Source organism: Streptomyces sp. NPDC015345, from assembly GCF_043078805.1.
In the GTDB taxonomy this organism is placed as follows: domain Bacteria; phylum Actinomycetota; class Actinomycetes; order Streptomycetales; family Streptomycetaceae; genus Streptomyces.
On record NZ_JBIBTX010000001.1, the window covers coordinates 1,338,223 to 1,353,131 of the forward strand.

Here is a 14,909-nt window from a genome sequence, read left to right on the forward strand (position 1 = left end):
CGGTGGGGGTTGCTCGCGCAGTTCCCCGCGCCCCTTCCGGGGCGCTGTGGTGCCCCGGGCCCCTGACGCGAGGCGGCACCTCGGGCCCCGTCAGGGGCGCGGGGAACTGCGCGCCAAGCCCCCACCGGCCCGCACGCCACAGAAGCCACCCCCACCCGCCCGGCCCCGCGCAGCGGACACGTGCAGGACGAGCCCCACCAGAGCCACCCCCGCCGCCGCCCACGGCAAGGCACGGGGTGCGAGACCCACCGAAAGGGCGAGGCCCGCCAAGGCGGAGCCGACCGCGCTGCCCAGGTAGAGGGCGGAGTTGTTGAGCGCGAGGGCCACCGTGCCGCGCTCGGCGCGCAGGGCGAGCAGGCGGTGCTGCTGCGGGACCTGGAAGGCCCAGCCCGCGGCTCCCCAGACGACGAGCGCGGGGAAGGCGGCGGCGCCGAGGAACGGCAGGGCGCCCATCGCGACGACCAGGGTGGAGATGATCCCCGTCACCAGGGCCGTCACCCGGCCGGTGCGGTCCACCAGCGGCCCGGCGAGCACGCTGCCGAGCACCCCGCCGATGCCCCACGCCCACAGGTACGGCGCCACCTGGCTCTCGCCGACGCCGCCCGAGGAGTCGAGCACCGGCGCGAGGTAGGTGTAGAGGCCGAGGCTCGCCACCGCGCCCAGGAAGGAGACGCTCACGGCAGGCAGCACCGTGCGGTCGGTGAGCGCCCCGAGCCTGGCCCGCATCGGGACCGGCGGCTCGGCGGGCACCTCCGGCAGCCCCACCGCGAGACCCACGAGCGCGACCGCGCCCAGCCCCGTCACCAGCCACATGGTGGCCCGCCAGGACGTGTGGTCGGCGAGCAGCACGCCCAGCGGGACGCCGAGGACCGTGCCCGAACTCATACCGCCCATCACCAGCGCGAGCGCCCGCCCGCGCCGCTCCGGCCCCGCCAGCGAGGCGGCGGCCGCCGTGGACAGCGCCGAGTACACCCCGGCGCCGACCCCCGCCACCGCGCGCGCCGCGAGCAGCGCCCCGAGGCCGGGCGCCAGCGCGGTGAGGCCGTTGCCGAGGGTGAAGACGGCGAGCGCGGCGAGGATCAGCACCCGGGGCCGCACGCCGGACAGCAGCCCGGCGACGAGCGGCGCGCTGACCGCGTACGCGAGGGTGAAGACGGTGACCATCTGCCCCGCGAGCGACACGGTCGTCCCCAGGTCCCCGGCGACGACCGGCAGCAGCCCCGCCATCACATAGGCGTCGAGCCCCAGCGTGAAGGCCCCCACCATCAGCAACCACACCTTGCGCACGCCGTTCAGCTCCCTCGTGTCCCTCGTGTCCCTCGCCGGTCCTGCCGGGCGAGGGAAACGTAGGCACCCTCCGTATCCCGGGGGAAATGCCTGACGGCGGGTATTTATGCTGGGGCGGCATGAATGACGTACGGCTCCAGGAGCCTCTGGACGGCATCGAGCTGCGGCACCTGCGCGCCTTCCTCGCCGTCGCCGACGAGCTGAGCTTCACGCACGCCGCCGACCGGCTCCGCGTCGGGCAGCCCGCGCTGACCCGGGCGGTGCGGGCCCTGGAGGAAAGCCTCGGGGCGCGGCTCCTCGACCGGACCACACGGCGGGTGGCGCTCACCGGGGCCGGACAGCGGCTGCGGGACGACCTCGCGCCGCTGCTGCGCCGGCTGGAGGGCACCCTGCGCACCGCCGCCGGGGCCGAGCCGCCCGTCCTGCGCCTCGGCTTCACCTCTCTGCTGCCCGAGGCCTGCGCGGCCCTCGTCGCCGCCTTCAAGGAAGCCACCGGCGCGGGCGTGCGGCTGGTGCGCGGCGACGCCCCGCTCGCGGGCCTGCTGACGGGCGCCTGTGACATCGCGGTCGTCCGGGGCGAGCTGCCGCCCGGCGGCGCGGTGCGCTCGCGCCTGCTGCTGCACGAGCCGCGCGTCGCCGTCCTCTCCCGCGACGCGGCCGAACTCGCGGGCCGCCGCGTCGTCGACTGGACGGAACTCGCCGACCTGCCGCTGGTCGTCAACACGGTCACCGGCACGACAGGGCCCGAGCTGTGGCCCGAGGGCCGCCGCCCCCGGCTCGCCTGCACCGCACACAACTTCGACGAATGGCTGGAGGCGGTCGCCGCCGGCCACGGCGTGGGCATCGCCCCGGAACCGGTGGCCCGCAGGCACTCCCACCCAGCCCTGCGCTACGTACGCCTGAAGAACGCGCCGCCCGTCGCCGTGCGCCTCGTGGTCCCGGCCAGGGACGCGCACCCGCTCGCCGAGCGGTATCTGGAGGGCGCAGGTCAGTTCAGCGACGGATCGTCCGGATAGGTCGCCACCATCGCCAGCTCACTGCGCTGGCGTCTGAGCACCGCGCGCCACAGCCGCTCCGGGTCCGGCGAGGAGACGTCACCCGGTTCGGACTCGACCACGTACCAGGCGCCGTCCTCCAGCTCCTTCTCCAGCTGGCCCGGCCCCCACCCGGAGTAGCCCGCGAAGATCCGCAGGCTGCCGAGGGCCGGGGAGAGCAGCTCCGGCGGGGCCTCCAGGTCGACGAGGCCGATCGCGCCGTGCACCCGGCGGAAGCCCACGGGATCCACGCGGCCCGTGCGGTAGCGCAGGCCGAGCGGCGTGCCCTCCTCGCCGGGGATCACCGCGACGCCGAGCGCCGAGTCCAGCGAGACGGGGCCGCCCTGGAAGACGACGCCCGGCGCGCCGGCCAGGTCGCCCCAGCCCTCCAGGATGTCGGCGACGTCCACGGGGGTGGGGCGGTTCAGGACCACGCCGAGCGAGCCCTCCTCGTCGTGGTCGAGGAGCAGCACCACCGCACGGTCGAAATTGGGGTCCGCCAGGGCCGGCGTGGCCACGAGCAGCCGCCCTGTGAGCGAGGACACCTCGGTCATGGACCACATGATCCCGCATCTTCGCGGTGCGCGGGGAGGTAATGGCCGTACGTGAGCCGGTGCAGTTCAGGGCGCATGAGAGCGACCGGAGCGCACGGCGGGGGGCGGTGACCCGGAGTGTCCGGTTCCGTACGGTTCGTGTTGTGGCGAACTCATGACCTGTTTTGCGTGCCCTTGGCCTTACGGAAGGGGGGTACACGGCCATTACGCTTGCCCCTTGTTCCCCCGTCCATCCAATCGGAACGCGAGATTCATGACCGTCACCGGCATTGACGATGTACTGCTTGTCCACGGCGGAACCCCGCTGGAGGGCGAGATCCGTGTCCGCGGCGCGAAGAACCTCGTGCCCAAGGCCATGGTTGCCGCGCTGCTCGGCAGCGCTCCGAGCCGGCTGCGCAATGTCCCGGACATTCGCGACGTGCGTGTCGTACGCGGCCTGCTCCAGCTGCACGGCGTGACGGTCCGCCCCGGCGAGGAGCCGGGCGAGCTCATCCTGGACCCGTCGCACGTCGAGAGCGCCAACGTCGCCGACATCGACGCCCACGCCGGCTCGTCGCGGATTCCGATCCTCTTCTGCGGTCCGCTCCTGCACCGCCTCGGGCACGCCTTCATCCCCGGCCTCGGCGGCTGTGACATCGGCGGCCGGCCGATCGACTTCCACTTCGAGGTCCTGCGCCAGTTCGGCGCCACCATCGAGAAGCGCGAGGGCGGCCAGTACCTGGAGGCCCCGCAGCGGCTGCGCGGCACCAAGATCCGCCTGCCGTACCCGTCCGTGGGCGCCACCGAGCAGGTCCTGCTCACCGCCGTCCTCGCGGAGGGTGTGACCGAGCTCTCCAACGCCGCGGTCGAGCCGGAGATCGAGGACCTGATCTGCGTCCTGCAGAAAATGGGCGCGATCATCGCCATGGACACCGACCGGACCATACGGATCACCGGTGTCGACAGCCTCGGCGGCTACAACCACCACGCCCTCTCGGACCGCCTGGAGGCCGCCTCCTGGGCTTCCGCGGCCCTGGCGACCGAAGGCAACGTCTACGTCCGCGGCGCCCAGCAGCGCTCGATGATGACGTTCCTGAACACCTACCGGAAGGTGGGCGGTGCCTTCGAGATCGACGACGAGGGCATCCGCTTCTGGCACCCGGGCGGCTCGCTCAACGCGATCGCCCTGGAGACGGACGTGCACCCCGGCTTCCAGACCGACTGGCAGCAGCCGCTCGTCGTCGCCCTGACGCAGGCCGCGGGCCTGTCCATCGTCCACGAGACGGTCTACGAGTCGCGGCTCGGCTTCACGTCCGCGCTCAACCAGATGGGCGCCCACATCCAGCTCTACCGCGAGTGCCTCGGCGGTTCCGACTGCCGCTTCGGCCAGCGCAACTTCCTGCACTCGGCGGTCGTGAGCGGCCCCACGAAGCTCCAGGGCGCCGATCTGGTCATCCCCGACCTGCGCGGCGGCTTCTCGTACCTGATCGCCGCTCTCGCGGCCCAGGGCACCTCCCGCGTCCACGGCATCGACCTGATCAACCGCGGCTACGAGAACTTCATGGACAAGCTCCAGGAGCTCGGCGCGAAGGTCGAGCTGCCGAACGGCAGGACGGCGCTGTAACGGCCCTCAGCGCGTCAGCGCATGGGAAAGGGGCGGTCACCCGGTGGGTGACCGCCCCTTTCAGCTGCTCGGGGTTACTTCCCCTTGGCCGCTTCCTTCAGCTTGGAACCAGCCGAAACCTTGACGCTGTAACCGGCCGGGATGTTGATCGGCTCGCCGGTCTGCGGGTTACGGGCGGTGCGAGCGGCACGGTGGGTGCGCTCGAAGGTCAGGAAGCCGGGGATGGTGACCTTCTCGTCGCCCTTGGCAACGATCTCGCCGACGGTCTCGGCGAACGCGGCCAGCACGGCGTCGGCGTCCTTGCGGGTCACCTCGGCGCGGTCGGCCAGCGCGGCCACCAGCTCACTGCGGTTCATGTTTGTACTCCCGTGTTCTTTTGCCGTTGAGGCGTGATCGAAGCCGATGCTGCCAGGGTCCTCGGACAGTCCCCGGACCCGGGTCTTACGTCAGACCCTCGCGCCCGATTACGCATCCTGCCCCCACCTGCGGCGGGAAAGCCAATCCGGCACCCTCCGAAGGGCCGCAGAGCCCATGGTCCGCCACCCTAAAGGGGCGTTTGCGGCCCCACAGCCCACGACGCGCCGAGGGTCAGGCGGACGTGGGACCCGTCACAGAGGCCCCCGCGGCCTTGGCGGCGGTGCGCACGGCACCGGCCACGGCACCCGCGACCTTGTCGTTGAAGACGCTCGGAATGATGTAGTTCCGGTTCAGCTCGTCCTCGGCGACGACGTCGGCGAGGGCGCCCGCGGCGGCCAGCATCATCTCCGTGTTGACCGTACGCGACTGGGCGTCGAGCAGGCCGCGGAAGACGCCGGGGAAGACCAGGACGTTGTTGATCTGGTTCGGGAAGTCCGAACGGCCGGTGGCCACGACCTCCGCCGTCTGACGGGCGATCGCCGGGTCGACCTCGGGGTCCGGGTTCGCGAGCGCGAACACGATGGCGCCGTCTGCCATGGCCGCCACGTCGTCGCCGTTCAGCACGTTCGGAGCCGAGACGCCGATGAACACGTCGGCGCCGACCACGGCCTCCTTGAGCGTGCCCGTGAGGCCCTCGGGGTTGGTGTTGTCGGCGATCCAGCGCAGCGGCGAGTCGACGTCGTGGGAGACCAGGTCCTCGCGGTCGGCGTGCACGACGCCGTGGATGTCGGCCACCACGGCGTTCTTGACGCCCGCGGCCAGCAGCAGCTTGAGGATGGCCGTGCCGGCCGCGCCGGCGCCGGACATGACCACGCGCACGTCGCCGATTCCCTTGCCCACTACACGCAGCGCGTTGGTGAGGGCGGCGAGGACGACGATCGCGGTGCCGTGCTGGTCGTCGTGGAAGACGGGGATGTCGAGGGCCTCGCGCAGCCGGGCCTCGATCTCGAAGCAGCGGGGCGCGGAGATGTCCTCCAGGTTGATGCCCGCGAAGCCCGGGGCGATCGCCTTGACGATCTCGACGATGGCGTCGGTGTCCTGGGTGTCCAGGCACAGCGGCCAGGCGTCGATGCCGGCGAAGCGCTTGAAGAGGGCCGCCTTGCCCTCCATGACCGGCAGCGCGGCCTTCGGGCCGATGTTGCCGAGGCCGAGGACGGCCGATCCGTCCGTTACGACCGCAACGGAATTGCGCTTGATGGTCAGGCGGCGCGCGTCCTCGGGGTTCTCGGCGATCGCCATGCAGACCCGGGCGACACCCGGGGTGTAGATCATGGAGAGGTCGTCACGGTTCCTGATGGGGTGCTTGGACGCCATCTCGATCTTGCCGCCGAGGTGCATCAGGAACGTACGGTCGGAGACCTTGCCGAGGGTGACGCCCTCGATGGTGCGCAGCTGCTCGACGATCTCGTCGGCGTGCGTGGTGGAGGACGCCGCGATCGTCACGTCGATCCGCAGCATCTCGTGGCCGGAGGCCGTGACGTCGAGGCCGGTGACCGAGCCCCCGGATGACTCGACGGCCGTGGTGAGCTGGGAGACCGCGGTTCCGCTCGCGGGCACCTCCAGCCGGACCGTCATCGAGTAGGAGACGCTGGGCGCCGTTGCCATGGCCGACTTCCTCTGCTTTCACCTTGTAGCTCTTGCCGTCCGATGGTCGCACCTACCGCCGGGTACGTGGTAGCCGCCCCGGATTGAGAACGTTTTGTTCACCGGCGGGTGCATCGCACCGCGGCGCGATTTCGGAAACTTGTTTCCACCATACGAGAAGTTGAAGGAAACAGAAAGAGGCCCACGTCACTTGGTGACGTGGGCCTCTCTCATCCGTTCATGACACCGACCCGCCATGCTCGCCTCGCGGCAAGTGGTCGCTCGTAGCGACGAAGGTTGGGCCCGGGGGCTTGGATCGAGCCGGTGCCACATCCAAGGTAACAAAGGATCCCCGTAAGGCAATTCCCGTCCCGGTAACTGCCTCGCGGAGCACCGGCGCGGCTAATCGCGGAGCAGGTCCGGCACGCCGTCCGCGTCCGGGTCGTCCCGCTCGCCCGACAGGACCGTGAGCTGCTGCGTCGCGCGCGTCAGCGCCACGTACAGGACCCGCAGGCCCGCCGGGGACTCGTCGGCGATCTCCGCGGGCGAGACGACGACCGTCGCGTCGTACTCCAGGCCCTTGGCCTCCAGGCTGCCGAGCGCCACCACGCGGTCGCCGAGCCCGGCGAGCCAGCGGGCCGCCTGGTCGCGGCGGTTCATCGCGACGACCACGCCGACCGTGCCGCTCACCCGCTCCAGGAGCAGGGCCGCCTCCTCGCGCACCGACGCGCCGAGGTCACCGTCGCGCACGACGCCGAAGCGGGGCTCCACGCCGGTCGAGCGGACCGCCGATGGCGAGTGGGCGCCCGGCATCGCGAGCGCCAGGACCCTCGCGGCCACCTCGGCGATCTCGGCGGGGTTGCGGTAGTTGACAGTGAGCGTGAAGCGGCGGCGGGGGCGCGAGCCGAGCGCCTCGTCGCGGGCCTCGGCCGCCTCGTCCGGGTCGGACCACGAGGACTGCGCCGGGTCGCCGACGACCGTCCACGTGGCGTGCCGGCCGCGACGGCCGACCATGCGCCACTGCATGGGGGTGAGGTCCTGCGCCTCGTCGACGATGACGTGGGCGTACTCGGTGCGCTCCGCCGCCAGGCGTTCGGCGCGCTCGCGCTGGGACTCCTCGCGCTGCGGCATCAGCTCTTCGAGGCCCGTGAGCAGGTCGAGGGGGTCGAGCTCCTTCTTCTTGCGGGGCCGGTGCGGCGTGCCGAGGATCGCCTGGAGCTCGTCGAGCAGCGCCACGTCGTGCACGGACAGGGCGTCCCGCTTGAGGGACCGGGCGACCTTGCGGATCTCGCCGGGGTTCAGGGCGCGGCGGGCCCAGCGGCCGAGGCGCCGCTCGTCGCCCATCGCGGCGAGGACCGCGCGGGGGGTCAGCTCCGGCCACCAGGCGTCGAGGAAGCGGATGAAGTCGTCCTCGGACGTGATGTCGTCGTCGAAGGAGGAGCGCAGCTCGGCGGCGAGTTCCGGGTCGGAGTGGCGGCCCGCGGCCCCGGACTGCGACCAGAGGGCGTCCAGGAGGAGCTTTCTCGCGCGCGGGCGCAGGAGATTGACGGGGGCGGTCCCGCCGAGGGCGTTGCGGCGGATGCGGTTCAGCTGCTCGGCGTCCAGTTCGAGGCGGCGGCCGAAGGCGACGACGCGCAGCCGGGTGGGGGCGCCCTGGGACTGCTCGGGCTCCGGCTCCGGATCGTCGCCGAAGGTCAGCTGCTCGTCGCGGGGCGCCTTGGGCTGCCTGCCCTGTACGCCCTCCAGTGCGCCCCGCGCCGCCTTGCGCAGCACGCCGAGCATCCGCGAGGAGCCCTTGACGCGGGCCACCGCCGGGGAGTCGTAGACCGTGGCCTCGACGCCGTCGACCAGGGAGCCGACCGCCCGGATCGCCACCTGGCCCTCCTCGCCGAGGGAGGGCAGGACGCCCTCGGTGTAGGCGACCAGGAGCGGGGTCGGGGAGACGATGAGGATGCCGCCCGCGTAACGGCGGCGGTCCTGGTAGAGGAGGTAGGCGGCGCGGTGCAGCGCCACCGCCGTCTTGCCGGTGCCGGGGCCGCCCTCCACGTAGGTCACGGAGGCGGCGGGCGCGCGGATCACCATGTCCTGCTCGGCCTGGATGGACGCCACGATGTCGCGCATGGTGTGGCTGCGGGCCTGACCGAGCGCGGCCATCAGCGCGCCGTCCCCGATCACCGGCAGCTTCTCGCCGTGCAGATACGCGGTGATCTCCGGGCGCATCAGGTCGTCCTCCACGCCGAGGACCTTGCGCCCCTTGGAGCGGATGACGCGGCGGCGGACGACCCGGCCCGGGTCGACCGGGGTCGACCGGTAGAAGGGGGCGGCGGCGGGCGCGCGCCAGTCGATGACGAGCGGGGAGTAGTCGGCGTCGAGGACGCCGATGCGCCCGATGTGCAGCGTCTCCGCGATCTCGGCCGTGTTCTTCTCCGTGATCGCGCCTTCGGCGGGCTCCACGGCCGTGTACGCGCCGTCGGGACCCTTCTTGCCGTCCTTGCCCTGGAGCAGGTCGATGCGGCCGAAGAGGAAGTCCTCGAACTCGTTGTTGAGCCGGTTGAGATGGACACCTGCGCGGAAGACCTGGGCGTCGCGCTCGGCGAGCGCGCCCGGCGTACCGACCTGGGAGCGCTTGGCGGCGTCGTTCATCAGGAACTCGGCCTCGTGGATCTTCTCCTCGAGACGTCGGTAGACCTGGTCGAGATGGTCCTGTTCGACACTGATCTCGCGGTCGCGTGTGCCTGACGGCATCACGGCGTTGGCGTCGGCCACCGAGGCCCCTTTCGAGCGTGCTGCTGCCCCTGTTGAGCAGCCGTCCACCGTACGCGAAAGGGACCGCGCTTGTGCACCTGGCCGCGCCTACACGTCGACCTCGACCAGGCGCTCGCCGTCGAACGTCGTCACCTCGAAGTGGTCGATGTCGTTGCGGTCCATGGCGGCGCCCCCGTGGACGTACAGCGGACCGCGCGCCCACTTGTCCGGACTGTCCTTGATGCCGTAGCCCCACTTGGGCACCGACCAGCTGGTGACCGTCTCCTTGGTGCCGTCCTTGCCGACGGCGACGAGGGAGCACTTGAGCGGTCCCTTGACGTTCTTCAGCTCCAGGACCGCGTGGGTGCCCCAGGCCTTCTTCTCCGTGCCGACCGTGGCGCTGACCCTGGTCGAGGGGTCGGTGGCCGCCTTCTTCTCGTCCATGTGATGGAAGAAGGCGTCCTCGGCCGGGCTTGTGGGGTGCGGGTCCGCGGCGAGATTCTTCGGGCCGCCGCCGTCGTCGCCGGTCACCGCGAGGACGGTGAGCGGGCCGCCGACGATCAGCGCGACGGCGGCCGCGACGAGGAAGAGGCCGCGCCTGCGCCGCCGCTCGCGCGTGCGCGACACCTCGCCGAGCAGGCGGTCGGCGAGGCGCGGGCCGGGGCGCGCGGCGAGCCGTTCGCCGATCTCCGGTGCGCCGCGCCCGCCCGGGAGGCCGGCGAGCGCCGCCAGCATCGGCTCCACGGCGGAGAACTCCTCCAACTGCCGCGCGCAGGGCTCGCAGTCCGCGAGGTGCGCCTCGAACCACGCGCTCTCGGCCTCGTCCAGCACGCCGAGGGCGTAGGCGCCGACGGCCTCGTGGACGGTGTCGTCCCGCCACGCGCCGTGGTGGTCGTAGGACCCGGTCATGCCTTCACCCCCCGCTCCTCCAGTGCGAGCTTCATCGAGCGAAGCGCGTAGAAGACCCGTGAGCGGACCGTGCCGCTGGGAATGCCCAGCGTCGCGGCCGCCTCGTTGACCGTACGCCCTTTGAAGTACGTCTCGACAAGTACCTCCCGGTGCGCGGGAGTCAGGTCCTCCAGGGCGTCGGAGAGCGTCATCAGCCACAGTGCCTTGTCGATCTCGTCCTCCGCGGGGATGACCTCCAGCGGCGACGGATCGACCTCCTGCGGCCGGGCCTGCCGGCTGCGGTGGCCGTCGATGACGATGCGCCGGGCGACCGTCACCAGCCAGGGGCGTACCGAACCGGTCGCCCGGTTGAGCTGACCGGCGTTCTTCCAGGCACGGATGAGCGTCTCCTGCACCACGTCCTCGGCGCGCTGCCGGTCCCCCGCGACCAGCCGCAGCACGTACGCGAGCAGCGGTCCCGCGTGCTCGCGGTAGAGCGCGCGCATCAACTCCTCGTCCGGCCCCGGCGGCCGCCCGAGACGGTGCCGGGGCGGCCGCGGTCGTTCATCGGCCACAGCGGAATCCTTGCGCACGTATGCCTCCGGTGTCCGCGCTTCGGGCGGGTCGGGTGGGTCTCATGCCGGAGGTACGTACGCGGAGCCCCAGGTGTTCAACGCCGCACGGATCGGCTCCGGTTCACGCCCGGGCGAGCGCTGCCCTGCGGCGGTGGCGGGCCACCCGTTCGCGGTTGCCGCAGACCTCGCTTGAGCACCAGCGGCGGCGGTGGCCGCGGGAGGTGTCGAGGTAGACGATGGGGCAGGTGTCGCCCTCGCACTGGCGCAGCAGGGCGCGGGCCACGGGGTCGGTGAGCAGGTCGACGGCGTCCCTGGCGACGCCGGCGAGCAGTGCCGCGCAGGCCGGGTCGTCGCGCAGGACGCGGGCCAGGGTGCCGTCGGCGGTGCGCACCGCGCGGGGGGCGGGAGGTGCGGCCGCGGCCAGCGCGTTGACGTGCTCCAGGGCGTTGTCGGCGGGCCGCTTCTCGATTTCACCGAGCACCAACTCGGCGACGTGAGCCCGCAGTTCGCGGAACGCGGTGAGCCAGCCCTGGTCCGCGCCGGGCAGCGGGGCGCCCGGCGGGACGAGACCGGCGCCCGCGAGCCAGGCACGCAGCCTGCGTACGGAGTCGAGCCGTTCCACGGGGTGGTTCGTCGCCACGAGGTCCAGGCAGCTCCGCCCGGAGTCGAATCGCAGCTCGTACGGGGCCGGGGCCATGCCCAACGCCATGCGCCTGTCACCGCCTTGGGGGTACCGGTGAGTGAATGCCGTCGCCTACCCCCTACAGTGCACGCCGCCCGGCGGGTCCGTAACCCCTCCCACCGGCTCACGTCCGACGAGCCGTCAGATCACGCGTCACTCCGCGTACTTGGACTCCGCCGCCGGGTCGATCGCGAGCCGGTAGCCCCGCTTGACCACCGTCTGGATCAGCTTCGGCGCGCCCAGGGACGTACGCAGCCGCGCCATGGCCGTCTCCACGGCGTGCTCGTCGCGGCCCGTGCCGGGCAGCGCCCGCAACAGCTCCGCGCGGGCCACCACCCAGCCGGGGCGGCGGGCGAGGGCACGCAGCAGGGCCATGCCGGCGGGCGGCACGGCCCGCAGCTCCTCGTCGACCAGGACGGCATGGCCGCGGATCTCCACGCGGTGCCCGGCGATGGGCAGCGCCCTGGCGCGGGCGGGCAGCTCCTGGCAGAGCAGCTGGACGAGGGGGCCGAGCCGGAAGCGTTCGGGCTGGACGGTGTCCACGCCGCGCGACTGGAGCGGCAGCGCGGTCACGGGCCCCACACAGGCGGGCAGCACGTCATGGCCGAGGGCGGCCAGGAACTCCTCCACCATGCCCCGCTCCTCGGCACGGGCCAGCAGCGACGCGGCGGCGGGCGCGCTGGTGAACGTGAGGGCGTCGACGCCCCGCCCCACCGTCGCGTCGAGCAGCCGGTCCACGGGAGCGAGGTCCTCCGGCGGCAGCCACCGGTAGACGGGCACGCCGACGACCTCCGCCCCCGCCGCCCGCAGCGCCTCGACGAAGCCGGGCAGCGGTTCGCCGTGCAGTTGCAGTGCGATGCGGCGCCCGGCGACGCCCTCGCCGAGCAGCCGGTCGAGCACCTCCGCCATCGACTCGGACGAGGGCGACCACTCCTCGGTGAGCCCGGCGGCACGCACCGCGCCCTTCACCTTCGGGCCGCGGGCGAGCAGCTCGACCCCGCGCAGGCAGCCGAGCAGCGCCTCGCCGTACCCCCAGCCGTCGGCGGCCTCGATCCAGCCGCGGAACCCGATGGCGGTGGTGGCGATCACGACGTCCGGGGCGTGGTCGATCAGTTCCTTGGTCGCCGCGAGGAGTTCACTGTCGTCGGCGAGCGGCACGATGCGCAGGGCCGGGGCGTGCAGCACCGACGCGCCGCGCCGCTGGAGCAGCGCGCCGAGCTCGTCGGCGCGCCGGGCCGCGGTCACGCCGACGGTGAATCCGGCGAGGGGTCCGTGCGCTGTCGGGGAGTTCGATGGGGGCGCGTGCATAGGTCTGTCTCGTCTCGGCTGTCTCGTCGACCGTCTCGGCTGTCTCGTCCCGGCTGTCTCGTCTCGATTCTTCCCGCTCGTGGCCGGCGGCGGACGACCGAGCCTGCCAATGGTGCGTGACAGGCCCGGTTCACGACGATGTCCGCCGTGTTACGTCACACCTCGGCGTAGCTGAGCTGCGACTTCACGTCCGCGTCGGCCCCGGCGGCCGTACGGCGGACCGCCTTGCCGCGAAGGTATACGGCCCAGGTGAGCACCGAGCACACCCCGTAGAAGCCGAGGAACGCCACGAACGCCCCCGTGCCCGACCCCACGGTCTGGAAGGACTGCCGCAGGGCGAGGTTGATGCCGAGCCCGCCGAGCGCGCCGACCGCCCCGATCAGCCCCATCGAGGCCCCGGACAGCCGCCGCCCGTACGCCGCGGCCTCCTCCCCCACCAGCCCCTTGCGCTCGGCCTTGGCCTGGAAGATCCCGGGGATCATCTTGTACGTGGATCCGTTGCCGAGCCCGGTGAGCACGAACAGGGCGATGAAGGCGCCGACGAACAGCGGCAGCGACTCCCTGACCGAGGCGACCACGACGACACCGGTCGCGGCGCCCATCCCGACGAAGTTGGCGAGGGTGATGCGCGCCCCGCCGTGCCGGTCGGCGAGCCGCCCGCCCACGGGCCGGATCAGCGAGCCGAGCAGCGGCCCGATGAAGGTCAGCTGGGCGGCCTCCAGCGGCGTACGCCCGAACTGCGTCTGGAGCACGAGGCCGAAGGCGAAGCTGTAGCCGATGAAGGAGCCGAACGTCCCCACGTACAGGAACGCCATGATCCACGTGTGCGCGTCCCGGACGGCGGCTCTGACGGCCCCCGTGTCGTTGCGCACGGACGAGATGCTGTCCATGTAGCGGGCGGCGCAGAGGACGGAGACGAGGATCAGCGGGATGTAGATCCCGAGCACCACCCGCGGCCCGCCGCTCGCCCCGATGACGGCGAGCCCGACGAGCTGCACGACGGGTACGCCGATGTTGCCGCCCCCGGCGTTGAGGCCGAGCGCCCAGCCCTTCTCCCGCAGCGGGAAGAAGGAGTTGATGTTGGTCATGCTGGAGGCGAAGTTGCCGCCGCCGACACCGGTGAGCAGCGCGCACACCATGAAGGTGGTGTACGAGGTCCCCGGCTCCATGACGAGGAAGGCGGCGACGGTCGGCAGGAGCAGGAGGGAGGCGGCGATGACGGTCCAGTTACGCCCGCCGAAGCGGGCGACGGCGAAGGTGTAGGGGACGCGGACGACGGCTCCCACCAGGGTCGCCATCGACACCAGGAAGAACTTCCCGGCCGGGTCGATCCCGTACTCCGGGCCCATGAACAGGACCATCACGGACCACAGGCTCCACACGGAGAACCCGATGTGCTCGGAGAGCACCGAGAACGCCAGGTTCCGCCGGGCGACCCGCTCCCCTCCCTCCTCCTTCCAGAACTTCTCGTCCTCGGGGTCCCACCGCTCGATCCACATCGCGTGCCTCCACGGCCAGTCCACTGGTCCACGTCCACATCCACACCCACTGCTGACGCTTCCGAAGGTAGGGATCACGCGTTTCGGCCCTGTGGCGGGGAGTGACCGGCGGGGAACGTTGCTCTCACCGGGGGCGGGGCCGGATGGTGAGGGCGGCGGGCGGGTCAGCCCAGGTGCGTGTCCCCAAGTGACACCAGCAGGCGGCTCAGCGCCCGGTCGAGTGCCTCGCGGTCGGCGGGGGTCAGCGCCGCCAGCATGCGTTCCTCGTTGGCGATGTGGTCGACGACCGCGCGGTCGACCAGCTCGCGGCCGGCCTCGGTGAGGCGGACGCGGATGGCGCGGCGGTCGGTGGGGTCGGGGCGGCGTTCGATCAGGCCCTTGCGTTCGAGTTTGTCGAGGCGGTTGGTGATGGCGCCGGAGGTCACCATCGCGGTCTTGAGGAGGCCGCCCGCGGTCAGCTCGTGCGGGGCGCCGACACGGCGCAGGGTGGCGAGGACGTCGAACTCCGCGAACTCCAGGCCGTACTCGACGAAGACCTTCTTCATGCCCTTGCTCAGCAGGTGGTCGGCGCGCTTGATGCGGCCCACCAGCGCCATCGCGTCCAGGTGCGCGGGGTCGAGGTCGGGGCGCTCGCGGCGCCACTGGCCGCGCAGCTCGTCGATGGCGTCGGGGCGCGGCCCGGTCGGCGGCTGATTCTCGGTCATGTGCAATCCCTGCCCGGTTCTCTCAACGT

Annotated in this window: 13 protein-coding genes; 2 read left to right on the forward strand and 11 right to left on the reverse strand. The window is 72.3% G+C overall.

Annotation, left to right across the window (positions count from 1 at the left end; genetic code table 11):
- Window positions 1-90: 90 nt before the first annotated feature.
- Window positions 91-1,287 carry an MFS transporter gene (locus ACF062_RS06070; RefSeq protein WP_392136216.1) on the reverse strand — a complete coding sequence of 399 codons (1,197 nt, stop codon included), beginning with the start codon at window positions 1,285-1,287 and terminating at the stop codon, window positions 91-93.
- A gap of 119 nt (window positions 1,288-1,406) precedes the next feature.
- On the opposite strand from ACF062_RS06070, the gene ACF062_RS06075 reads away from it, so the two are divergent.
- Entirely contained in the window at window positions 1,407-2,303 is an 897-nt protein-coding gene (locus ACF062_RS06075; RefSeq protein WP_392136219.1) for a LysR family transcriptional regulator, read from the forward strand.
- Here ACF062_RS06075 and ACF062_RS06080 read toward each other — a convergent pair.
- Window positions 2,276-2,875: a YqgE/AlgH family protein gene (locus tag ACF062_RS06080; protein WP_223774900.1), complete on the reverse strand. Its 600-nt coding sequence runs from the start codon at window positions 2,873-2,875 to the stop codon at window positions 2,276-2,278. The two genes, ACF062_RS06075 and ACF062_RS06080, sit on opposite strands and share 28 nt — an antisense overlap.
- Window positions 2,876-3,128: 253 nt before the next feature.
- Between ACF062_RS06080 and murA the strand changes: the two genes are divergently transcribed.
- Window positions 3,129-4,478, forward strand: coding sequence for a UDP-N-acetylglucosamine 1-carboxyvinyltransferase (gene murA, locus ACF062_RS06085; RefSeq protein WP_223774901.1), 1,350 nt, complete (start codon window positions 3,129-3,131; stop codon window positions 4,476-4,478).
- A gap of 74 nt (window positions 4,479-4,552) precedes the next feature.
- Here murA and ACF062_RS06090 read toward each other — a convergent pair whose 3' ends face one another.
- From ACF062_RS06090 to ACF062_RS06130, 9 genes are all read right to left on the reverse strand, one after another.
- Window positions 4,553-4,834: an HU family DNA-binding protein gene (locus ACF062_RS06090; RefSeq protein WP_016645140.1), complete on the reverse strand. Its 282-nt coding sequence runs from the start codon at window positions 4,832-4,834 to the stop codon at window positions 4,553-4,555.
- A 232-nt stretch (window positions 4,835-5,066) separates the two neighbouring features.
- Window positions 5,067-6,500, reverse strand: coding sequence for an NAD-dependent malic enzyme (locus tag ACF062_RS06095; protein WP_392136224.1), 1,434 nt, complete (start codon window positions 6,498-6,500; stop codon window positions 5,067-5,069).
- A gap of 381 nt (window positions 6,501-6,881) precedes the next feature.
- A complete protein-coding gene (locus ACF062_RS06100; RefSeq protein WP_392136564.1) occupies window positions 6,882-9,224 on the reverse strand; it encodes a HelD family protein in 2,343 nt (780 codons plus the stop codon).
- A gap of 108 nt (window positions 9,225-9,332) precedes the next feature.
- The gene (locus ACF062_RS06105; protein WP_392136227.1) at window positions 9,333-10,133 is read right to left on the reverse strand and encodes an anti-sigma factor family protein; all 801 of its coding nucleotides are present in this window, start codon (window positions 10,131-10,133) and stop codon (window positions 9,333-9,335) included.
- Complete coding sequence (locus ACF062_RS06110) at window positions 10,130-10,705, reverse strand: sigma-70 family RNA polymerase sigma factor (protein ID WP_223774903.1); 576 nt, start codon at window positions 10,703-10,705, stop codon at window positions 10,130-10,132. Before ACF062_RS06110 ends, ACF062_RS06105 begins: the two co-directional genes overlap by 4 nt.
- Before the next feature lie 103 nt (window positions 10,706-10,808).
- Window positions 10,809-11,396 carry a CGNR zinc finger domain-containing protein gene (locus tag ACF062_RS06115; protein WP_392136230.1) on the reverse strand — a complete coding sequence of 196 codons (588 nt, stop codon included), beginning with the start codon at window positions 11,394-11,396 and terminating at the stop codon, window positions 10,809-10,811.
- Between the two features lie 126 nt (window positions 11,397-11,522).
- Window positions 11,523-12,677 carry a uroporphyrinogen-III synthase gene (locus tag ACF062_RS06120; RefSeq protein ID WP_223774905.1) on the reverse strand — a complete coding sequence of 385 codons (1,155 nt, stop codon included), beginning with the start codon at window positions 12,675-12,677 and terminating at the stop codon, window positions 11,523-11,525.
- A 155-nt stretch (window positions 12,678-12,832) separates the two neighbouring features.
- Window positions 12,833-14,176, reverse strand: coding sequence for a nitrate/nitrite transporter (locus tag ACF062_RS06125; protein WP_392136233.1), 1,344 nt, complete (start codon window positions 14,174-14,176; stop codon window positions 12,833-12,835).
- A 164-nt stretch (window positions 14,177-14,340) separates the two neighbouring features.
- Complete coding sequence (locus ACF062_RS06130) at window positions 14,341-14,880, reverse strand: MarR family winged helix-turn-helix transcriptional regulator (protein ID WP_392136236.1); 540 nt, start codon at window positions 14,878-14,880, stop codon at window positions 14,341-14,343.
- Window positions 14,881-14,909 lie beyond the last annotated feature (29 nt).

Bases quoted from the DNA above. Each gene is read 5' to 3' on its own strand.
- ACF062_RS06075 (WP_392136219.1), top strand. From the start codon at position 1,407: ATGAATGACGTACGGCTCCAGGAGCCTCTGGACGGCATCGAGCTGCGG.
- ACF062_RS06080 (WP_223774900.1), bottom strand. From the start codon at position 2,875: ATGACCGAGGTGTCCTCGCTCACAGGGCGGCTGCTCGTGGCCACGCCG.
- murA (WP_223774901.1), top strand. From the start codon at position 3,129: ATGACCGTCACCGGCATTGACGATGTACTGCTTGTCCACGGCGGAACC.
- ACF062_RS06090 (WP_016645140.1), bottom strand. From the start codon at position 4,834: ATGAACCGCAGTGAGCTGGTGGCCGCGCTGGCCGACCGCGCCGAGGTG.
- ACF062_RS06095 (WP_392136224.1), bottom strand. From the start codon at position 6,500: ATGGCAACGGCGCCCAGCGTCTCCTACTCGATGACGGTCCGGCTGGAG.
- ACF062_RS06100 (WP_392136564.1), bottom strand. From the start codon at position 9,224: ATGCCGTCAGGCACACGCGACCGCGAGATCAGTGTCGAACAGGACCAT.
- ACF062_RS06105 (WP_392136227.1), bottom strand. From the start codon at position 10,133: ATGACCGGGTCCTACGACCACCACGGCGCGTGGCGGGACGACACCGTC.
- ACF062_RS06115 (WP_392136230.1), bottom strand. From the start codon at position 11,396: ATGGCGTTGGGCATGGCCCCGGCCCCGTACGAGCTGCGATTCGACTCC.
- ACF062_RS06120 (WP_223774905.1), bottom strand. From the start codon at position 12,677: ATGCACGCGCCCCCATCGAACTCCCCGACAGCGCACGGACCCCTCGCC.
- ACF062_RS06125 (WP_392136233.1), bottom strand. From the start codon at position 14,176: ATGTGGATCGAGCGGTGGGACCCCGAGGACGAGAAGTTCTGGAAGGAG.
- ACF062_RS06130 (WP_392136236.1), bottom strand. From the start codon at position 14,880: ATGACCGAGAATCAGCCGCCGACCGGGCCGCGCCCCGACGCCATCGAC.